This window comes from Mycobacterium sp. 1081908.1, from assembly GCF_001673535.1.
Classification (GTDB): domain Bacteria; phylum Actinomycetota; class Actinomycetes; order Mycobacteriales; family Mycobacteriaceae; genus Mycobacterium.
Genome location: NZ_LZLY01000005.1, coordinates 25,418 through 41,439, shown reverse-complemented (window position 1 = coordinate 41,439; position 16,022 = coordinate 25,418). Strand labels below are relative to the sequence as shown.

At 70.5% G+C, this 16,022-nt stretch carries 14 protein-coding genes; 10 read left to right on the top strand and 4 right to left on the bottom strand.

Features of this window, described 5'->3' with window-relative positions:
* Positions 1-108: 108 nt before the first annotated feature.
* Entirely contained in the window at positions 109-1,353 is a 1,245-nt protein-coding gene (locus tag A5655_RS00690; RefSeq protein ID WP_067004503.1) for an acyltransferase, read from the top strand.
* A 167-nt stretch (positions 1,354-1,520) separates the two neighbouring features.
* Positions 1,521-2,216 (top strand): GDSL lipase, encoded by a 696-nt coding sequence (locus A5655_RS00685; RefSeq protein WP_067004501.1) that lies wholly within the window; start codon positions 1,521-1,523, stop codon positions 2,214-2,216.
* A 226-nt stretch (positions 2,217-2,442) separates the two neighbouring features.
* Here A5655_RS00685 and A5655_RS00680 read toward each other — a convergent pair whose 3' ends face one another.
* Both A5655_RS00680 and A5655_RS00675 read right to left on the bottom strand, forming a co-directional pair.
* Positions 2,443-4,560: an acyltransferase family protein gene (locus A5655_RS00680; RefSeq protein WP_197508559.1), complete on the bottom strand. Its 2,118-nt coding sequence runs from the start codon at positions 4,558-4,560 to the stop codon at positions 2,443-2,445.
* 51 nt (positions 4,561-4,611) lie between these two features.
* Positions 4,612-5,472 carry an esterase family protein gene (locus A5655_RS00675; RefSeq protein WP_304441634.1) on the bottom strand — a complete coding sequence of 287 codons (861 nt, stop codon included), beginning with the start codon at positions 5,470-5,472 and terminating at the stop codon, positions 4,612-4,614.
* Positions 5,473-5,578: 106 nt separating this feature from the next.
* Here A5655_RS00675 and A5655_RS00670 point away from each other — a divergent pair, with 106 nt between their 5' ends.
* The 4 genes from A5655_RS00670 to A5655_RS00655 all read left to right on the top strand — a co-directional run bounded on the left by A5655_RS00670 (position 5,579) and on the right by A5655_RS00655 (position 11,259).
* Entirely contained in the window at positions 5,579-7,171 is a 1,593-nt protein-coding gene (locus A5655_RS00670) for a phospholipase C (RefSeq protein ID WP_067004494.1), read from the top strand.
* Between the two features lie 93 nt (positions 7,172-7,264).
* Entirely contained in the window at positions 7,265-8,410 is a 1,146-nt protein-coding gene (locus A5655_RS00665; RefSeq protein ID WP_067004492.1) for an LLM class flavin-dependent oxidoreductase, read from the top strand.
* A 3-nt stretch (positions 8,411-8,413) separates the two neighbouring features.
* The gene (locus tag A5655_RS00660) at positions 8,414-9,754 is read left to right on the top strand and encodes an MFS transporter (RefSeq protein ID WP_067004490.1); all 1,341 of its coding nucleotides are present in this window, start codon (positions 8,414-8,416) and stop codon (positions 9,752-9,754) included.
* A gap of 152 nt (positions 9,755-9,906) precedes the next feature.
* Positions 9,907-11,259 (top strand): amino acid permease, encoded by a 1,353-nt coding sequence (locus A5655_RS00655; RefSeq protein ID WP_067004606.1) that lies wholly within the window; start codon positions 9,907-9,909, stop codon positions 11,257-11,259.
* On the opposite strand, the gene A5655_RS00650 is transcribed toward A5655_RS00655, so the two are convergent.
* Positions 11,243-11,638, bottom strand: a complete 396-nt coding sequence (locus tag A5655_RS00650) for a nitroreductase family deazaflavin-dependent oxidoreductase (RefSeq protein ID WP_067004488.1) — start codon at positions 11,636-11,638, stop codon at positions 11,243-11,245. The two genes, A5655_RS00655 and A5655_RS00650, sit on opposite strands and share 17 nt — an antisense overlap.
* 32 nt (positions 11,639-11,670) lie before the next feature.
* Positions 11,671-12,546 carry a hypothetical protein gene (locus tag A5655_RS00645; RefSeq protein ID WP_231999034.1) on the bottom strand — a complete coding sequence of 292 codons (876 nt, stop codon included), beginning with the start codon at positions 12,544-12,546 and terminating at the stop codon, positions 11,671-11,673.
* 160 nt (positions 12,547-12,706) lie between these two features.
* On the opposite strand from A5655_RS00645, the gene hemL reads away from it, so the two are divergent.
* The 4 genes from hemL to A5655_RS00625 are packed head-to-tail and all read left to right on the top strand — an operon-like array spanning position 12,707 to position 16,009.
* Positions 12,707-14,038 carry a glutamate-1-semialdehyde 2,1-aminomutase gene (gene hemL, locus A5655_RS00640; protein WP_067004484.1) on the top strand — a complete coding sequence of 444 codons (1,332 nt, stop codon included), beginning with the start codon at positions 12,707-12,709 and terminating at the stop codon, positions 14,036-14,038.
* Positions 14,038-14,646, top strand: coding sequence for a histidine phosphatase family protein (locus A5655_RS00635; protein WP_067004483.1), 609 nt, complete (start codon positions 14,038-14,040; stop codon positions 14,644-14,646). Before hemL ends, A5655_RS00635 begins: the two co-directional genes overlap by 1 nt.
* On the top strand, positions 14,643-15,233 hold the full coding sequence (locus A5655_RS00630; protein ID WP_067004481.1) for a TlpA disulfide reductase family protein: 591 nt from the start codon (positions 14,643-14,645) through the stop codon (positions 15,231-15,233). Before A5655_RS00635 ends, A5655_RS00630 begins: the two co-directional genes overlap by 4 nt.
* Complete coding sequence (locus tag A5655_RS00625; RefSeq protein ID WP_067004479.1) at positions 15,230-16,009, top strand: cytochrome c biogenesis CcdA family protein; 780 nt, start codon at positions 15,230-15,232, stop codon at positions 16,007-16,009. Before A5655_RS00630 ends, A5655_RS00625 begins: the two co-directional genes overlap by 4 nt.
* Positions 16,010-16,022: the final 13 nt, after the last annotated feature.

The following is a 16,022-nucleotide window of genomic DNA, read 5'->3' as shown; positions in this document are numbered from 1 at the left end:
CTGTTACGCTTCCATGGCTGCCGGTTGTCGGTCGGGGGGCTCAATCATCGCCCGGTCAGCCGGTAACCAGGGATACGAAACAGCAAGAGTCCAGGCGGAAAGAGCAACGTGCGCGGCGCAGAGATCAGGGGCGAGATCAAGGCCCTGACCGGACTACGCATCGTCGCCGCGCTGTGGGTTGTGCTGTTTCACTTCCGGCCGATGCTGGGCGACGCGTCGCCCGACCTCCACGACGCCCTTGCGCCCGTGCTCAACTGCGGGGCCCAGGGCGTCGACCTCTTCTTCATCCTCAGCGGGTTCGTGCTGACCTGGAACTACCTCGACCGCATGGGCCGGTCGTGGTCGACGCGCGCCACCCTGCACTTCCTGTGGTTGCGGCTGGCCCGCGTGTGGCCGGTGTATCTGGTCACGTTGCACCTGGCCGCCCTGTGGGTGATCTTCACCCTGCACGTCGGGCACGTGCCGTCGCCCGACGCCGGCCAGCTCACCGCGATCAGCTACGTGCGCCAGATCCTGCTGGTCCAGCTGTGGTTCACGCCGTTCTTCGACGACTCCAGCTGGGACGGGCCGGCCTGGTCGATCAGCGCGGAATGGCTGGCCTACTTGCTCTTCGGCGTGCTCGTGTTGGTGATCCTGCGGATGAAGCAGGCGACGAGGGCGCGCAGCCTGATGGTGCTGGCCTTCGCCGCGTCGCTGCCGCCGGTGGTGATGCTGCTGGCCAGTGGCCACTTCTACACACCGTGGAGCTGGCTGCCGCGAATCGTGACCCAGTTCGTCGCCGGCGCCCTGGCCTGCGCCGCCGTGCGCAGGTTGCGGCTGACGGATCGCGGCCGCCGCGTCGCCGGGTACGTGTCCCTGCTTTTGCTGGCGGCAATGGTGGGCGTCCTGTACTGGTTCAGCGCGCACCCGATCGCCGGGGTCGTGGAGAACGACAGCGGCGGGGTGGTCGACATGCTGTTCGTTCCGCTGGTGATCGCGCTGGCGATCGGCGTGGGTGGCCTGCCGCGGATGCTGTCCACCCGGATCATGGTGTATGGCGGGCAGATCTCGTTCTGCCTGTACATGGTCCATGAGCTGGTGCACACCGGCTGGGGATGGGCGGTCGAACAGTTCGAGCTCACGCCGCAGGACAACCCGTGGAAATGGAACGTCGCCGGCCTGCTCGCGATCGCCGTGGGCATGTCAATCCTGCTGTATCACTTCGTCGAAGAGCCCGCGCGCCGCTGGATGCGCCGGATGGTCGACGTCCGGCCCGCGAGCGCGAAACCCGAGCCCGACGAACGCGTGCCGGCCAGCGCCAACGTTCGCCCCATCGAGGATGCGCGGGAAGCGATTTCGGCCCGCGCGGTGTGAGATTTACCTCGGCGAGTGAATCGGGTCGCGCACGGAACCGTCGATACCATGGCGATAGCGGCCGGCCGCCATTGCGCGGATTGAGGCCCGGTTCGCGCCGTTTACTCGTACGATTCCGTTGATTTGGACGCGGCGCACGACGATGCAGCTTTCGGGGGGAGGTAGCGGTGAGTCGCCTGGTCACGCTCATACTCGGCCTCGCCCTGGCGGCGGGCGTCGTCGTTGCGGACCCGGCGCGGGTCCGGGCCTACCAAACCCTGACCCTGGATTCCCGGCTGAACCACGTGGCCGTGATCGGCGACTCCTACACCACCGGGACCGACGAGGGCGGCCTCGGCCCGAAATCGTGGACCGCCCTGGCCTGGCACACGCTGTCCCAGCGCGGCGTGCGGGTGGTGCCCGACGTGGCGGCCGAAGGCCGGGCCGGCTACGGCGTGACCGGTGACCACGGCAGCGTCTTCGAGGACCTGACCGGCAGGGCGGTCAAGCCCGAGGATGCGTTGGTAGTGTTCTTCGGGTCCCGAAACGACCAGGGCTTCCACCCCGAGGACCCGGAACTGCTGGCCGCCAGGGTGCGTGACACCTTCGGTCTCGCGCGGCTGCGGTCGCCGTCCGCCCGGCTGCTGGTGATCGGGCCGCCGTGGCCGACCGCCGACGTGCCCGATTCGGTCCTGGAGATTCGCGACGTTCTCAACGGCGCGGCGCGGGCCGCGGGGGCGACGTTCGTCGATCCGATCGGCGATCGCTGGTTCGTCGACAGGCCGGACCTGATCGGCCCCGACGGCGTGCACCCCAACGACGCGGGGCATCAGTATCTGGCGGACAAGATCGCGCCGCTGATCGGCATGCAGCTGTCTCGGTGATGTCTGGATGAGCGGCCAAAGCCCTAGGCGCGCAAGGCTTTAGGCTAGTCTTCCGCGTGGCGCTCGTAATCCCATTGTTCCAGGCGCGTTTGCAACTGCATCAGGCCGACGCCCGCGACGGGCGCGATGGCCGCAATGCAGATCAGCAGCAGCGGAGTCATCTTGAAAACCTCCAAACACCTTTCACTGATTTGACGTTCGTGCGCGGCGAGAAGTTCATTACACGTCAGCCATCCGCCAGGGCGCGGTCTGCCAGCGCACCGATCACCGGCGTCAGCAGTCGCGCGTATTCGGTCGTGATGTGGTTGTCGTCCCGGAAAACCAGCGTGTTGCCGACGATCACCGGGCAGCGGTCGGCGGCGCAGAACAGGTCGGTCAGGTCGGCGTACTGCCCGCCGGCGACGGTCGTCGCCGCCCGCTCGGCGCCGATGCCGTCTTCGTCGAGCGCGGCCGAGCGGGCCGGCGCGCACGCGGTCGCGTCGTCGAGGTGACCCGACAGGCAGGCGGGCACGGGGCCGTGCGGATCCGGGGCGGGCCCGAGGACGAGCACGGCGGCGCCGGTGCTGCGCAACTGTTCGACGGTGCGGCCCAGGGTGTCGATCCACGCGGGATCGTATGAGGTGAAACCGAAATCGGCCCCGTAGCGCCGGCTCATGTCGAGCACGATCAGGCGCGGCCGCTCGGCCTTCAGCCGGTCCATGATCTGGCCGCGCCACTGGACGCATTCCGTGTACTCGCGGCCGAGATACGGGCTGGTGATGCGAAGTTCCTGCAGCGGGCAGGTCACCTTGGCCAGCGCCTCGAGGCGCCAGTGCCGCTGCTCGGCGACCTGCTCGAAGGCCGGCTCCCACATGGCGGCGTGCGAGTCGCCGACCAGGGCCACCGTCGTCGGCGACGCCAAATCGCCCGTCGCGCATTCGCTTTGGCCGACGTCGCGCCACGAGCGCACGCACCCGTTGACGAAGACGGCCGCCTTGTCGGCGGGTGCCTTGGCGAGCGGCGGGTCCAGGTTGGACGGGACGGCCCGCAGCGCAGCGGTCGCGGCCACGGCCTCGCGCACCTGCGCGACGGCCTGGCGCAGCGCCGCTTCGGTCGCGCCGACGGCGGGGACGTTCGGCGCGGGCACCGCGACGATGTTGGCCTTCGGGGCCGCCACCCCGTGACCCGCCGGCACCGGCGTCAACGCCAGCAACAGCACGCAGGCGCAGGCCGCGGCCGCGCTGGCGGCGCCGGCCACCGCGAGGCTGGCCCTCGCCGAGTGGCGCAGGGCGGCGGCGAACCGGCCGGGGTCCTCGACCAGGTGCAGCGTGATCACCGCCAGACCGGCGGAGACGGCGGTCGCGGTCAGCCGGGCCGGCAGCCCCGCGGGCTCGCCCAGCAGCTGCGGCATGAGCAACAGCACCGGCCAGTGCCACAGGTACCACGAGTAGGACACCCGGCCGATCGCGCGCATCGCCGGCTTGCACAGCACGCGGCCGGCCCCCAGGCCGCCCGTCACGCACCCGGCGCCGATCACCAGCGCGGTGCCCAGCACGGGCAGCAGCGCCGCGGTGCCGGGGTAGGGGGTGCCGGGACCCAGCTGGGTGCAAGTGAGCACGATCAGCCCCAGGCCGCCCCAACCCGCGATCGACGCGGACAGCAGGGGCAGCCTGCGCCACACCGGGATCGACAGGGCGACCAGGCCGCCCGCCGCCAGCTCCCAGGCGCGGGTCGGCAACGAGAAGAACGCGAAGGCGGGCGACGTGCGCGTCCACACCACGCCCGCCGCCAGCGACGCGGCGCCCACCACCGCGAGCACCACCGCATAGGGCGTCGGCCCCGTGGCGGCACCGCTTTTCACGCGGCGGACCAGCCACGCGGTGCCGATGATCAGCACCGGCCACACCAGATAGAACTGCTCCTCGACGCCCAGCGACCAGTAGTGCTGGAAAGGCGACGGGGCGTCGGCCGACAGGTAGTCGGTGCCCTGCTGGGCGAACCGGTAGTTGCCGACGTACAGGGCGCTGGCGATGCCGTCCAGGAAGACGCCGCGCGCCTGCAGGGGCGGCAGCACCGCGGCCGCCGCCGCGGCGGTGACGACGCCGACCGTGGCCGCGGCGGGCAGCAGGCGCCGGGCGCGCGCGCCGTAGAAGCGGCCCAGCCGGACGGTATCGGTGGTGGTGACCTCGCGCCACAGCAGGCCGGTGATGAGGAAGCCGGAGATGACGAAGAAGACGTCCACGCCGATGTAGCCGCCGGGGACTCCCGGGATGCCCGCGTGATAGAGGACCACGGCGATGACCGCGACCGCGCGCAAGCCCTCGATGTCGGGCCGGAATCCCTTCCGGGAAGTCCGCCGCTCCACTCGACGTGGGCCGCTGGCGAGCACTTCCTGCCGGACTGTCATCTGCGTGGCCTAGGTCGCCATCCAGGCCAGCTCGCCCGGCAATTGCGTTCGCCAGTAGCCGATGTCGTGTCCACCGAGGGAAAAACTACCCGCCGGCTTGGTCTTCAGCTGCGCGACGAATTGCCTTGTGGCGAAATAGAAGCGGTCGAAGGTGCCGCAGTCCACGCGCAGCGGAATCGAGTTCAGCGCCGGCACACCCACGACGCTGTTCTGGACCCAGTCGTCGTAGCTGTCGAAGGCTCCCGCCTCGCTGCCGGTGAAGGAGGTGTACAGCGCCGGGCTGATCGCGCAGATCCCGGCCGTTCGCGCCGGACCCAGCTTGGCGCCCAGGTGCAGCGCCCCGTAGCCGCCCATCGACCACCCCATGAAAGCCACCCGGGAGGTGTCGAAACCCATCGATGACAGCATGGGCAGCAGTTCCTCGAGCACCATCGCGCCGGGATCCTCGCCCGAGGCCCTGCGGTGCCAGTAGCTGTTGGCCCCGCCGTCGACGCCCACCACCGCGAATGCCGGTTTGCCTTCCTTGACCAACTGCGCCAGCGCCTTCTCGACACCGCAGTCGAGCATCATGTTGGCGTCGCCGTCCTTGCCGTGCAGCGCGATGACCGGACGCAGGGTGCCGGCTTCGGCCTTCTGCCCGGGAGGCAGGGCGATCACCCAGTTGGTCTTGACGCCGCCGCGGGCCGCCGAGACGAAGGAACCGGTCAGTCTGTTCGGCAGGTTGCTGCTGGCGGCCGACGGCTCGAAGGGGGCGGGAGCCGCTTGCGGCTTGGTCGGATCCAGCAGGGCGCCGAGGGCGAACACGCCGGCGGCCCCGAGGCTGGCACCGGCACCCATCCGGAGCACCGCCCGGCGTGTCAGGTCAGGCATGATCGCAATGATGCCGCGCCGGACCGGCATTACCGGCCGAGCCACGCCGTATTGGAAGCATTGCGTGATCTGACGTGATCTGTTGGTCACGAAGAGGAGATCTTTGATGGACCGCACGCGTTTCGCCGCGGTGCTGGCGGCGCTCGGCCTCGTCGCGGCGTGCGGGCACCGGCCCGCCAGCCCGGGCGCGGAGCCGGCGACGGCCACGCCGATCCACCACCTGGTGGTGATCTACGAGGAGAACGTCTCCTTCGACCACTACTTCGCCACGTATCCGCGGGCCGCGGGCGTCGACGGCCAACCGTTCACCGCCAGCCCGGGCACCCCTACGGTCGACGGCCTGACCCCGGAGTTGTTGACGCACAATCCCAATTCGGTGCAGCCGATGCGCCTGGGCGGCCCGGGTCAGATCGTGACCTGCGATCAGGACCACGAATATCAGGCCGAACAATTGGCCTTCAACGCCGGCGCGATGGATCGGTTCGTCGAGCACACCCAGGGCGACCCGTGCCCGCCGCCGTCCTTCAACACTCCCGGCCTGGTGATGGGCTACTACGACGGCAACACGGTGACCGCGCTATGGAACTACGCGCAGCACTACTCGATGAGCGACAACTTCTACAACACCACGTTCGGCCCGTCGTCGCCCGGCCACATCAACCTGATCTCGGGCCAAACGCACGGCGTGACAAACAAATTCATGCCGGGCGGGCAGCCGTTCCCGCCCCACACGGTGATCGACGACACCGGCAACGGGCGGGGCACCCTGATCGACGACGCGCAGCCCCTCGGCGACGACTGCTCGTCACGGGACCAGGTGCAGTTCGGCGCCGACAACAAGAACGTCGGCGACCTGCTGAACGCCAAGGGCGTCACGTGGGGCTGGTTCCAGGGCGGCTTCCGGCCCACCGCCCGCAGGCCCGACGGCACCGCCGAGTGCGGCGCCACGCACAACATCGGCGAAACCCTCGGCGGGACCGGCAAAACCGGGGCGTTGCCGTTCGGCGCCAAGCCCGACTACGTCCCGCACCACGAGCCGTTCCAGTACTACCCGTCCACCGCCAACCCGCATCACCTGCCGCCGAGCGCGATCGACAAGATCGGGCGCGGTGATCAGGCCAACCATCAATACGACCTGTCCGACTTCTGGACCGCCGCCGACGGCGGTCACCTGCCGGCGGTGAGCTTCCTCAAACCGCCCGCCTACCAAAACGGGCACGCCGGTTACTCCGATCCCCTCGACGAGCAGCGGTTCCTCGTCGAGACGATCAACCACCTGCAGCGGCTCCCGCAGTGGCGGGATACGGCGATCGTCGTCGCCTACGACGACTCCGACGGCTGGTACGATCACAAACCCTCGCCGATCGTGTCCACCTCGGCCACGCCCGAGGACGCGCTGAACGGTCCGGCCCGATGCGGCGATCCCGCCGCCGCGCCCCCCGCGTACCAAGGCCGCTGCGGGTACGGCCCACGGCTGCCGCTGCTGGTGATATCTCCCTATGCCAGAACGAATTTCGTCGACCACACCCTGACCGACCAGACGTCGATCCTGCGGTTCATCGAGGACAACTGGAGCACCGGGCGCGTCGGCGACCACTCGTTCGACGAGCGCGCCGGCGCGCTCACCGCGATGTTCGATTTCAGCGGTCCCACCCAGCCGACGCTGGCTCTCGACCCCCACACGGGCAACCCGCAGTAGCGGATCACGGCGGATCCAATCTCGGAGGTTTCAACCCTCGTGCGTCGTGCCGATGTCGCGCACGATCGGAGGTTGGACAACGAGGGAGGGTGGATGAGCCTGGCGTTTCATTGGTTCCTGCCGACGTACGGGGATTCGCGAAACCTGGTCGCGGGCGGGCACGGCACGGCGATGCACGGTGACCGGCCCGCGACGTTGCGGTACCTGCACCAGATCTGCGCGGCCGCCGAGGACAACGGCTTCGAGGCGGTGCTCACCCCGACCGGATTGTGGTGCGAGGACGCGTGGTTGACGACGGCGATGCTGATCGAGGGCACCGAGACGCTGAAGTTCCTGGTCGCGTTCCGGCCCGGGCTGCTCAGCCCCACCTTGGCCGCGCAGATGGCCGGGACGTTCCAGCGGCACTCCGGCGGCAGGCTGCTGCTCAACGTCGTCACCGGCGGTGAACCGCACGAGCAGCGCGCGTACGGCGACTTCCTGGACAAGGAATCGCGATACGCCCGCACCGCGGAGTTCTTGCATGTGGTGCGGCAACTGTGGGCCTCGCGGGAGCCGGTGAGCTTCGCCGGGGACCACATCCGCATCGAGGGCGCGCAGCTGAACAACCCGCCCGACCCGGTCCCCGCGGTGTTCTTCGGCGGGTCGTCGGGTGCCGCCGGGCCGGTCGCGGCCAGCTACTCCGACGTCTACCTCACCTGGGGCGAGCCGCCGGCGGCCGTCGCGAAAAAGCTCGACTGGATTCGTGGGCTGGCCGTCGACCGAGGGCGGATCCTGCAGTACGGCTTGCGGATTCACGTGATCAGCCGCGACACCTCCGAGCAGGCGTGGGCCGAGGCCGACCGGCTGCTCGCCGCGGTCGACCCGGCCGACGTCGAGCGGGTGCAGGCCAGCCTGGCCCGCAGCGAGTCCGAGGGCCAGCGCCGCATGCTGGACCTGCACGGCGGCGACAGCGGCCGGCTGGTGGTCGGGCCCAACCTGTGGGCCGGGGTGGGCCTGGTGCGCGGCGGCGCGGGCACCGCGCTGGTCGGGTCGCACGCCGAGGTGGCCGAACGGCTGGCCGAGTACTCGCGGCTCGGCATCAGCCACTTCATCCTGTCGGGCTATCCGCATCTGGAGGAGGCGTATTGGTTCGGTGAGGGTGTGCTGCCGCTGCTCGAGCGAAAGGGCTTGTGGCAGCACCCGAACCGCCAATCGCAGCCGGCACCGGCGACCCCGTTCGCGATCGCGTCCGCGCAGTAGGCCATGGCAACCACGCTGCCCGTCGCGGCCGTCGCCGCGCCGCAAGGTCACGAGGAATCCGACGTCGAACGGCGTCGGCGGCTGCGCATCGTGGTCGCCGCGAGCCTGCTGGGCACCACCGTGGAGTGGTACGACTTCTTCCTGTACGCCACCGCGGCGGGCCTGGTGTTCAGCAAGGTGTTCTTCCCCAACGAAACCTCGTTGGTGGGAACGCTTCTGGCGTTCGCGACGTTCGCCGTCGGGTTCGTCATGCGACCGATCGGCGGCCTGGTGTTCGGGCACATCGGGGACCGGATCGGTCGCAAGCGCAGCCTGGCGCTGACGATGCTGATCATGGGCGTCGCCACGGCGCTGATCGGGGTTCTGCCGACCGCCGCCCAGATCGGCGCGTGGGCGCCGGTGCTGCTGCTGACGCTGCGCATCCTGCAGGGCTTCGCGCTCGGCGGGGAGTGGGCCGGCGCGGTGCTGCTGGCCGTCGAGCACAGCCCCGCGGGCCGCCGCGGGCGCTTCGGCGCGATCCCGCAGGTCGGTTTGGCGCTCGGATTGGCCTTGGGCACCGGCATTTTCGCGGGCCTGCAGATCGGGCTGGGCCAGGCGCGGTTCCTGGCGTACGGCTGGCGGATCGGGTTCCTGCTGAGCCTGGTGCTGGTGGCGATCGGCATCGTGGTCCGGTTGCGGGTCGAGGAGACGCCGGCGTTTCGCGAGCTGGCGCAGCTCGAGGCGATGTCCACCGTTCCCATCCGCGAGGTCGTCCGCGAACCCCGATCCCGGCGCAACACCGTGCTTGGGCTGCTCTCGCGGTGGGCCGAGGGTTCGGCCTTCAACACCTGGGGCGTCTTCGCGATCAGCTACGCCACCGGCGCGTTGGGGTTCAACAAGGTGTCGGTTCTGGTGGTGGTGACCGTCGCCGCGCTGCTGATGGCGGCGCTGCTGCCGGTGTCCGGAATCCTGACCGACCGGTTCGGGCCGCGGCGGGTGTATTTGGTCGGCGTGGCGGGCTACGGCCTGCTGGCGTTCCCCGCCTTCGCGTTGTTCGGCACGAAAAACCTACTCCTGTTCGGCCTCGCGATGGTGGTCGTGTTCGGTGTCGTGCACGCGCTGTTCTACGGCGCGCAGGGCACGCTGTACTCGGCGCTGTATCCCACCGCCACCCGCTACACCGGGTTGTCGTTCGTTTACCAGTTCTCGGGCGTCTACGCCTCCGGCGTCACACCGATGATCCTCACCGCGCTGATCGCCGCCGCCGGCGGCAAGCCGTGGCTGGCGTGCGGGTACCTGGTGGCGACGGCGGTCATCAGCGTGGTCGCCACCGCGCTGATCCGGGATCAAGACCTGTACCTGTGAGCTGACCGGCCGCGCGCCGCGCCCGCCCTTCACATCGAGACTGCGGTGAGCGCGTGATTTTCGCAAAAACTCGCGATCGGTGCGCAGTCTCGGCGCCGTGACGAGGCGCTCGATCCGGTCGCGCCCCGCCCGGCGATGTGATGTGGTTAACCGTGGCCAGCGGCACGCAACTGCGGCAAGGGCTGTCGCAGCGGCAGCTCAGCATGATCGCGCTCGGCGGCGTGATCGGCGCGGGCCTGTTCGTCGGGTCCGGCGTGGTGATCAAGGACACCGGGCCGGCCGCGTTCCTGACCTACGCGCTGTGCGGCCTGCTGATCGTCCTGGTGATGCGGATGCTGGGCGAGATGGCCGCCGCCAACCCGTCGACGGGATCGTTCGCCGATTACGCGGCAAGCGCATTGGGCGGCTGGGCCGGGTTCTCGGTCGCGTGGCTGTATTGGTACTTCTGGGTGATCGTGGTCGGGTTCGAGGCCGTTGCCGGCGGCAAGGTCCTGGGCTACTGGTTCCACGCGCCGCTGTGGCTGCTCTCGCTGTGCCTGATGGTGCTGATGACCGCGACGAACCTGTTCTCGGTGTCGTCCTTCGGCGAGTTCGAATTCTGGTTCGCCGGAATCAAAGTCGCCACGATCGCGATCTTTCTCGGCCTCGGCGCGCTGTTCGTGTTCGGCCTGTGGCCCGGTCACCGCGCGGACTTCGCCAACCTCACCTCGCACGGCGGGTTCTTCCCCAAGGGTGTCGGGGCGGTCTTCGCGGCCATCGTGGTGGTGATCTTCTCCATGGTCGGCGCCGAGATCGTCACCGTCGCCGCCGCCGAAAGCCGCGACCCCGAGCTGGCGGTCCAGCGCGCGACGCGATCGGTGGTGGCGCGCATCGCGATCTTCTTCGTCGGCTCGGTCTTCCTGCTCGCGGTGATCCAGCCCTGGGATTCGGTCGAGGTGGGCACCTCGCCCTACGTCGCGGCGTTCAAGCACATGGGCTTGCGCGGCGCGGATCAGGTGATGAACGCCGTCGTCCTGACCGCGGTGCTGTCCTGCCTGAACTCGGGCCTGTACACCGCGTCGCGCATGTTGTTCGTGGTCGCCGACCGGGGCGAGGCGCCGGCCCGGCTCGTCAGGCTCAGCGGGCGCGGGGTGCCCCACATCGCCATCCTGTGCTCGTCGGCGGTCGGGTTCGGCTGCGTCATCATGGCGTGGCTCGCGCCCGGCACCGTGTTCCTCTTCCTGCTCAACTCGTCGGGCGCCATCATTTTGTTCGTCTACTGGCTGATCGCACTGTCGCAGATCATCCTGCGGCGCAGGACATCTGAGGAGCGGCTGCGGGTGAAGATGTGGTTCTTCCCGGTGCTGTCGATCCTCACCCTCGCCGGCATCACCGCCGTGCTGGTGCAGATGGCGTTCGACCGCTCGGCGCGCAGCCAGCTGTGGCTGTCCCTGCTGTCCTGGGCGGTGGTGCTCGGGCTGTACTTCCTCGCCCGGACCCGCGGCCGGGTCAGTCGGTCTTGGTGAGCAACACCGCTTGCTCGAACGGCAGCCGGGCGAATACCGGGCGCCACCCGCGGGCAACGTGCGGTGCCGCCTCGGCCTTGCTGACCACCCGCGGGTCGGCGACGCCGAACGTCTTGCCGTAGCGCCGGATCCGCGCGCTGCCGGCCGCGGTGATGTTCTTCAGCCAGTCGCGGTCGGGTCCGTAGGTCAGCAGGATCGCGACCCCGGGCTTGCCGTCGACCTCGGCGGTGAAGACGGTCACCGGGGTGCGGTACGGCTTCCCGGAGCGCCGTCCGACATGTTCGACGATGCAGAACGTCGGTGCCCAGCCGGCCCACAGCCGCTGGACGGGGTTGGTGACGTGCCGATTGAACCGCGCGAGTCCTTGAGGAAGTTGCATACCCCTATCCAACTCGTCCGCCCCGGCCGGCATCAAGACGTTCGGCGCGTCGCGGGCAGCAGGTTGCGCGCCAGCCGGGCCGCGCGAGACGGGGGCGGATGCCACGGCTGATGATCGTCTGACGGCCATGCGTAACAAGGGGTTTGGTCATCCAGGAGCCGTCGCAGCCCGGGAATGGCCAGCTCGCTTGCCGACCAGTCGTAGAGAAGTCTGACTCGGGGTTGAATGACCCCGACATCGAGCAGATGCCCGACCCCGTGCTCGGCCCGCAGGTAGGGAGCGAGGTCATCGCCGAGCGGATAGCGATCGGGGAGCACTCGGGAGAGGGACAGGAAGATCCCTGTCATGCCCAGGCGCGGGTCGCCCAGCGGCCGGCCCGCCGGGGCCAGCCAGCCGAGGGCGAGGCGGGGGGCGGCGACCAGGGCGTGGGCGTAGAGCACACGCATCAGGACCAGGTTGATGAAGAAGCGCTCGACGCGGGACTCTCGGGAGGCCAGGTGCTGGTTTCCGAGGTATGCGCTGACGACGCTGACGTTGTGCGCCCGATACCAGCGTCGGGCCGAGGGCCGGCGGATGAACTCGAGCGCGGCGGCGACCGCCGGAGAGCCGGGATCGCCGGGATGGCCGAATGCGAGAGCGCGCGCCTCCCATCCGTCGCGGAGCAGGCGCTCGTTCATCGCGCGCCACCAGGGGCTCCCCGGGGCCGGCCCGCCGGCCGGGTTGAGCAGTCCGCGTCGCAGCTGCCAGCCCATGAAGGCCGACGCTGCCTGCCGAAACGGCAGGTGGCCGCGGTCCACGTCGGCCGGGACCTCGTAGAGCTCCCGCATCAGTGCCAGCCGGCCGCGTGGGTCGTCTCGGACCGCGGCAACCCTCGCCGAAGCGACGTCGGCGGCCATCTGCCGTGTCACCTGCGCAAGCGTAGTGTCGCGTCATGGCCGATTCACCGGGCGACGAAGCCGGCGAGGCCGCCCGCCGCGACCTGCAGGCCGACCAGCAAGACGCCTGACGGCCGCCGCTCTGCTACACCCTGTAGTTGAACGATCGGCCGAGGCTGGGACACTGGTCGGCATGGGTAGCAGTGACCAGGCCACCGCGCACGCCGCGACGACGGCGGCGTCGGCGCGGCTGTTCGAGGACGCCTGCGCCGTCATCCCCGGCGGGGTGAATTCTCCGGTGCGCGCGTTCACCGCGGTCGGCGGCACCCCGCGCTTCATCACCGAGGCGAACGGGTGCCGGCTGACCGACGCCGACGGCATCCGCTACGTCGACCTGGTGTGCTCCTGGGGGCCGATGATCCTGGGCCACGCCCACCCCGCCGTCGTCGACGCCGTCGCCACGGCCGCCGCCTCGGGCCTGTCGTTCGGGGCGCCGACGCCGGCGGAGAGCCAGCTGGCCGCCGAGATCATCGGGCGGGTGGCGCCGGTCGAGCGGATCCGGCTGGTGAACTCCGGCACCGAGGCCACGATGAGCGCCGTCCGGCTGGCCCGCGGGTTCACCGGCAGGGCCAAGGTCGTCAAGTTCTCCGGCTGCTACCACGGCCATGTCGACGCGCTGCTCGCCGACGCGGGTTCCGGCGTGGCGACGCTGGGCCTGCCGTCCTCGCCCGGGGTGACCGGCGCGGCCGCGGCCGACACGATCGTGTTGCCCTACAACGACATCGCCGCCGTTCGGCAGACGTTCGCCCGGTTCGGCGACGAGATCGCCGCGGTGATCACCGAGGCCAGCCCGGGCAACATGGGCGTCGTCCCGCCGGCGCCGGGCTACAACGCGGCGCTGCGCGCGATCACCGCCGAGCACGGCGCGCTGCTGATCGTCGACGAGGTGATGACGGGGTTCCGGGTCAGCCGAAGCGGTTGGTACGGAATCGATCCCGTCGCCGCCGACCTGTTCACCTTCGGCAAGGTGATGAGCGGCGGGCTGCCGGCCGCCGCGTTCGGCGGGCGCGCCGAGGTGATGGAGCGGCTGGCGCCGCTGGGCCCGGTGTATCAGGCCGGCACGCTGTCGGGGAACCCGGTGGCGGTGGCCGCCGGGCTGGCCACGCTGCGCGCGGCCGACGACGCGGCCTACGCCGCGCTGGACGCCAACGCCGACCGCCTGGCCGGGCTGCTGTCCGAGGCGCTGACGAAAGCCGGTGTGCCGCATCAGGTTCCGCGGGCCGGCAACATGCTCAGCCTCTTCTTCTCCGAGACGCCGGTGACCGACTTCGCCTCCGCGCGGGCCAGCGAGACCTGGCGTTACCCGCCGTTCTTCCACGCCCTGCTCAACGCGGGCGTCTACCCGCCGTGCAGCGCCTTCGAGGCGTGGTTCGTCTCGACGGCCCTGGACGACGACGCATTCGACCGGATCGCCGCCGGGCTCGCGCTCGCGGCCCGCGCGGCAGCCCAGGAGGACAGGCCCTGATGGCCGAGCAGACCAAAGTCCACGTGGTGCGCCACGGCGAGGTGCACAACCCCAGCGGCGTCCTCTACGGCCGCCTGCCCGGATTCCGCCTGTCCGAGAGGGGGCGGGCGCAGGCGGACGCGGTCGCCGAGGCGCTGGCCGACCGCGACGTCGCCGCCGTCATCGCCTCCCCGCTGCAGCGGGCCCAGGAGACCGCCGCGCCCATCGCCGCAAAGCACGGCCTGGCCGTCGACACCGACCCCGACCTGATCGAATCGCTGAACTTCTTCGAGGGCCGCCGCGTCGGCCCGGGCGACGGCGCCTGGCGCGACCCGCGGTTCTGGTGGCAACTGCGCAACCCGTTCACCCCGTCGTGGGGGGAGCCCTACGCCGAGATCGCGGCCCGGATGACGACCGCGGTGGACAAGGCACGCGCCCGCGGCACCGGGCAGGAGGTGGTGTGCGTCAGCCACCAGCTGCCGGTGTGGACGCTGCGGCTGCACCTGAGCGGCCGGCGGCTCTGGCACGACCCGCGGCGCCGGGAATGCGGGCTCGCCTCGGTGACCACCCTCGTCTACGACGGCGATCGCCTCGTCGACATCGAGTACTTCCAACCCGCGGCGCCATGACGATCCGGCGGCTGGCGATGGCCGGGGCAGCGGTGGCCATTTTGCTGGCTGGCTGCTCGGGTCGCGACGCGGTGGCCCAGGGCGGCACCTTCGAATTCGTCTCGCCCGGCGGCAAGACCGACATCTATTACGACCCGCCGTCCAGCCGCGGCCGGCCGGGCCCGCTGTCCGGGCCGGACCTGGCCGACCCCGCGCACCCGCTGTCGCTGAACGACCCGGTCTTCGCCGGCCGCGTCGTCGTCGTCAACATCTGGGGCCAGTGGTGCGGCCCGTGCCGCGCCGAGGTCGCCCAGCTGCAGCAGGTGTACGACGCCACCCGGGGTGCCGGGGTGTCCTTTCTGGGCATCGACGTCCGGGACAACAACCGGCAGGCGGCCCTGGACTTCGTCGACGATCACCACGTCAGCTACCCGTCCATCTACGATCCGGCGATGCGCACCCTGATCGCGTTCGGTGGCAGGTACCCCACCACCGTGATCCCGTCCACGCTGGTGCTGGATCGCGAGCACCGGGTCGCGGCCGTGTTCCTGCGCGAACTTTTGGCCCAGGACCTGCAGCCCGTCGTGCAGCGGGTGGCCGGGCAGTGACCGGCTTCGCCCAGATCGCCGCCGCCGGGCCGCTGCTGCTGGCGCTCGGCGCGTGCCTGCTGGCCGGGCTGGTGTCGTTCGCCTCGCCGTGTGTGGTGCCACTGGTCCCGGGCTACCTGTCCTACCTGGCCGCGGTCGTCGGGGTGGACGAGCAACCGCCACCCGGCGCCCTCAAGGCGCCGCCGGCCGCCCGGTGGCGGGTCGCGGGATCCGCCGCGTTGTTCGTCGCCGGCTTCACCACGGTGTTCGTGCTCGGGACCGTCGCCGTCCTCGGCATGACCACCGCCCTGATCACCAATCAGCTGCTGCTGCAGCGCGTCGGCGGCGTGCTGACGATCGTGATGGGGCTGGTGTTCGTGGGCCTCATCCCGGCGCTGCAGCGCCAGGCCCGGTTCAGCCCGCGCCAGCTGACCACGGTCGCGGGGGCGCCCCTGCTCGGCGCGGTATTCGCGCTCGGGTGGACGCCGTGCCTGGGGCCCACGCTGACCGGGGTGATCACCGTCGCGTCGGCCACCGACGGCGCCAACGTCGCGCGCGGCGTCGCGCTGGTGATCGCCTACTGCCTGGGGCTGGGCATCCCGTTCGTGCTGCTGGCGTTCGGTTCGGCGGGGGCGGTGGGGGCGCTGGGCTGGCTGCGGCGGCACACCCGGGCCATCCAGATCTTCGGGGGCGCGCTGCTGATCGCCGTCGGCGCCCTGCTGGTCACCGGGGTGTGGAACGACTTCGTCTCCTGGCTGCGCGACGCGTTCGTGTCCGACGTGAGGCTGCCGATTTGAGACAGGTCCTCGC

Coding starts and splice junctions, on each gene's coding strand:
- A5655_RS00675 (WP_304441634.1), bottom strand. CDS start 5,472: ATGCCTGACCTGACACGCCGGGCGGTGCTCCGGATGGGTGCCGGTGCC.
- A5655_RS00670 (WP_067004494.1), top strand. CDS start 5,579: ATGGACCGCACGCGTTTCGCCGCGGTGCTGGCGGCGCTCGGCCTCGTC.
- A5655_RS00665 (WP_067004492.1), top strand. CDS start 7,265: ATGAGCCTGGCGTTTCATTGGTTCCTGCCGACGTACGGGGATTCGCGA.
- A5655_RS00660 (WP_067004490.1), top strand. CDS start 8,414: ATGGCAACCACGCTGCCCGTCGCGGCCGTCGCCGCGCCGCAAGGTCAC.
- A5655_RS00650 (WP_067004488.1), bottom strand. CDS start 11,638: ATGCAACTTCCTCAAGGACTCGCGCGGTTCAATCGGCACGTCACCAAC.
- hemL (WP_067004484.1), top strand. CDS start 12,707: ATGGGTAGCAGTGACCAGGCCACCGCGCACGCCGCGACGACGGCGGCG.
- A5655_RS00635 (WP_067004483.1), top strand. CDS start 14,038: ATGGCCGAGCAGACCAAAGTCCACGTGGTGCGCCACGGCGAGGTGCAC.
- A5655_RS00630 (WP_067004481.1), top strand. CDS start 14,643: ATGACGATCCGGCGGCTGGCGATGGCCGGGGCAGCGGTGGCCATTTTG.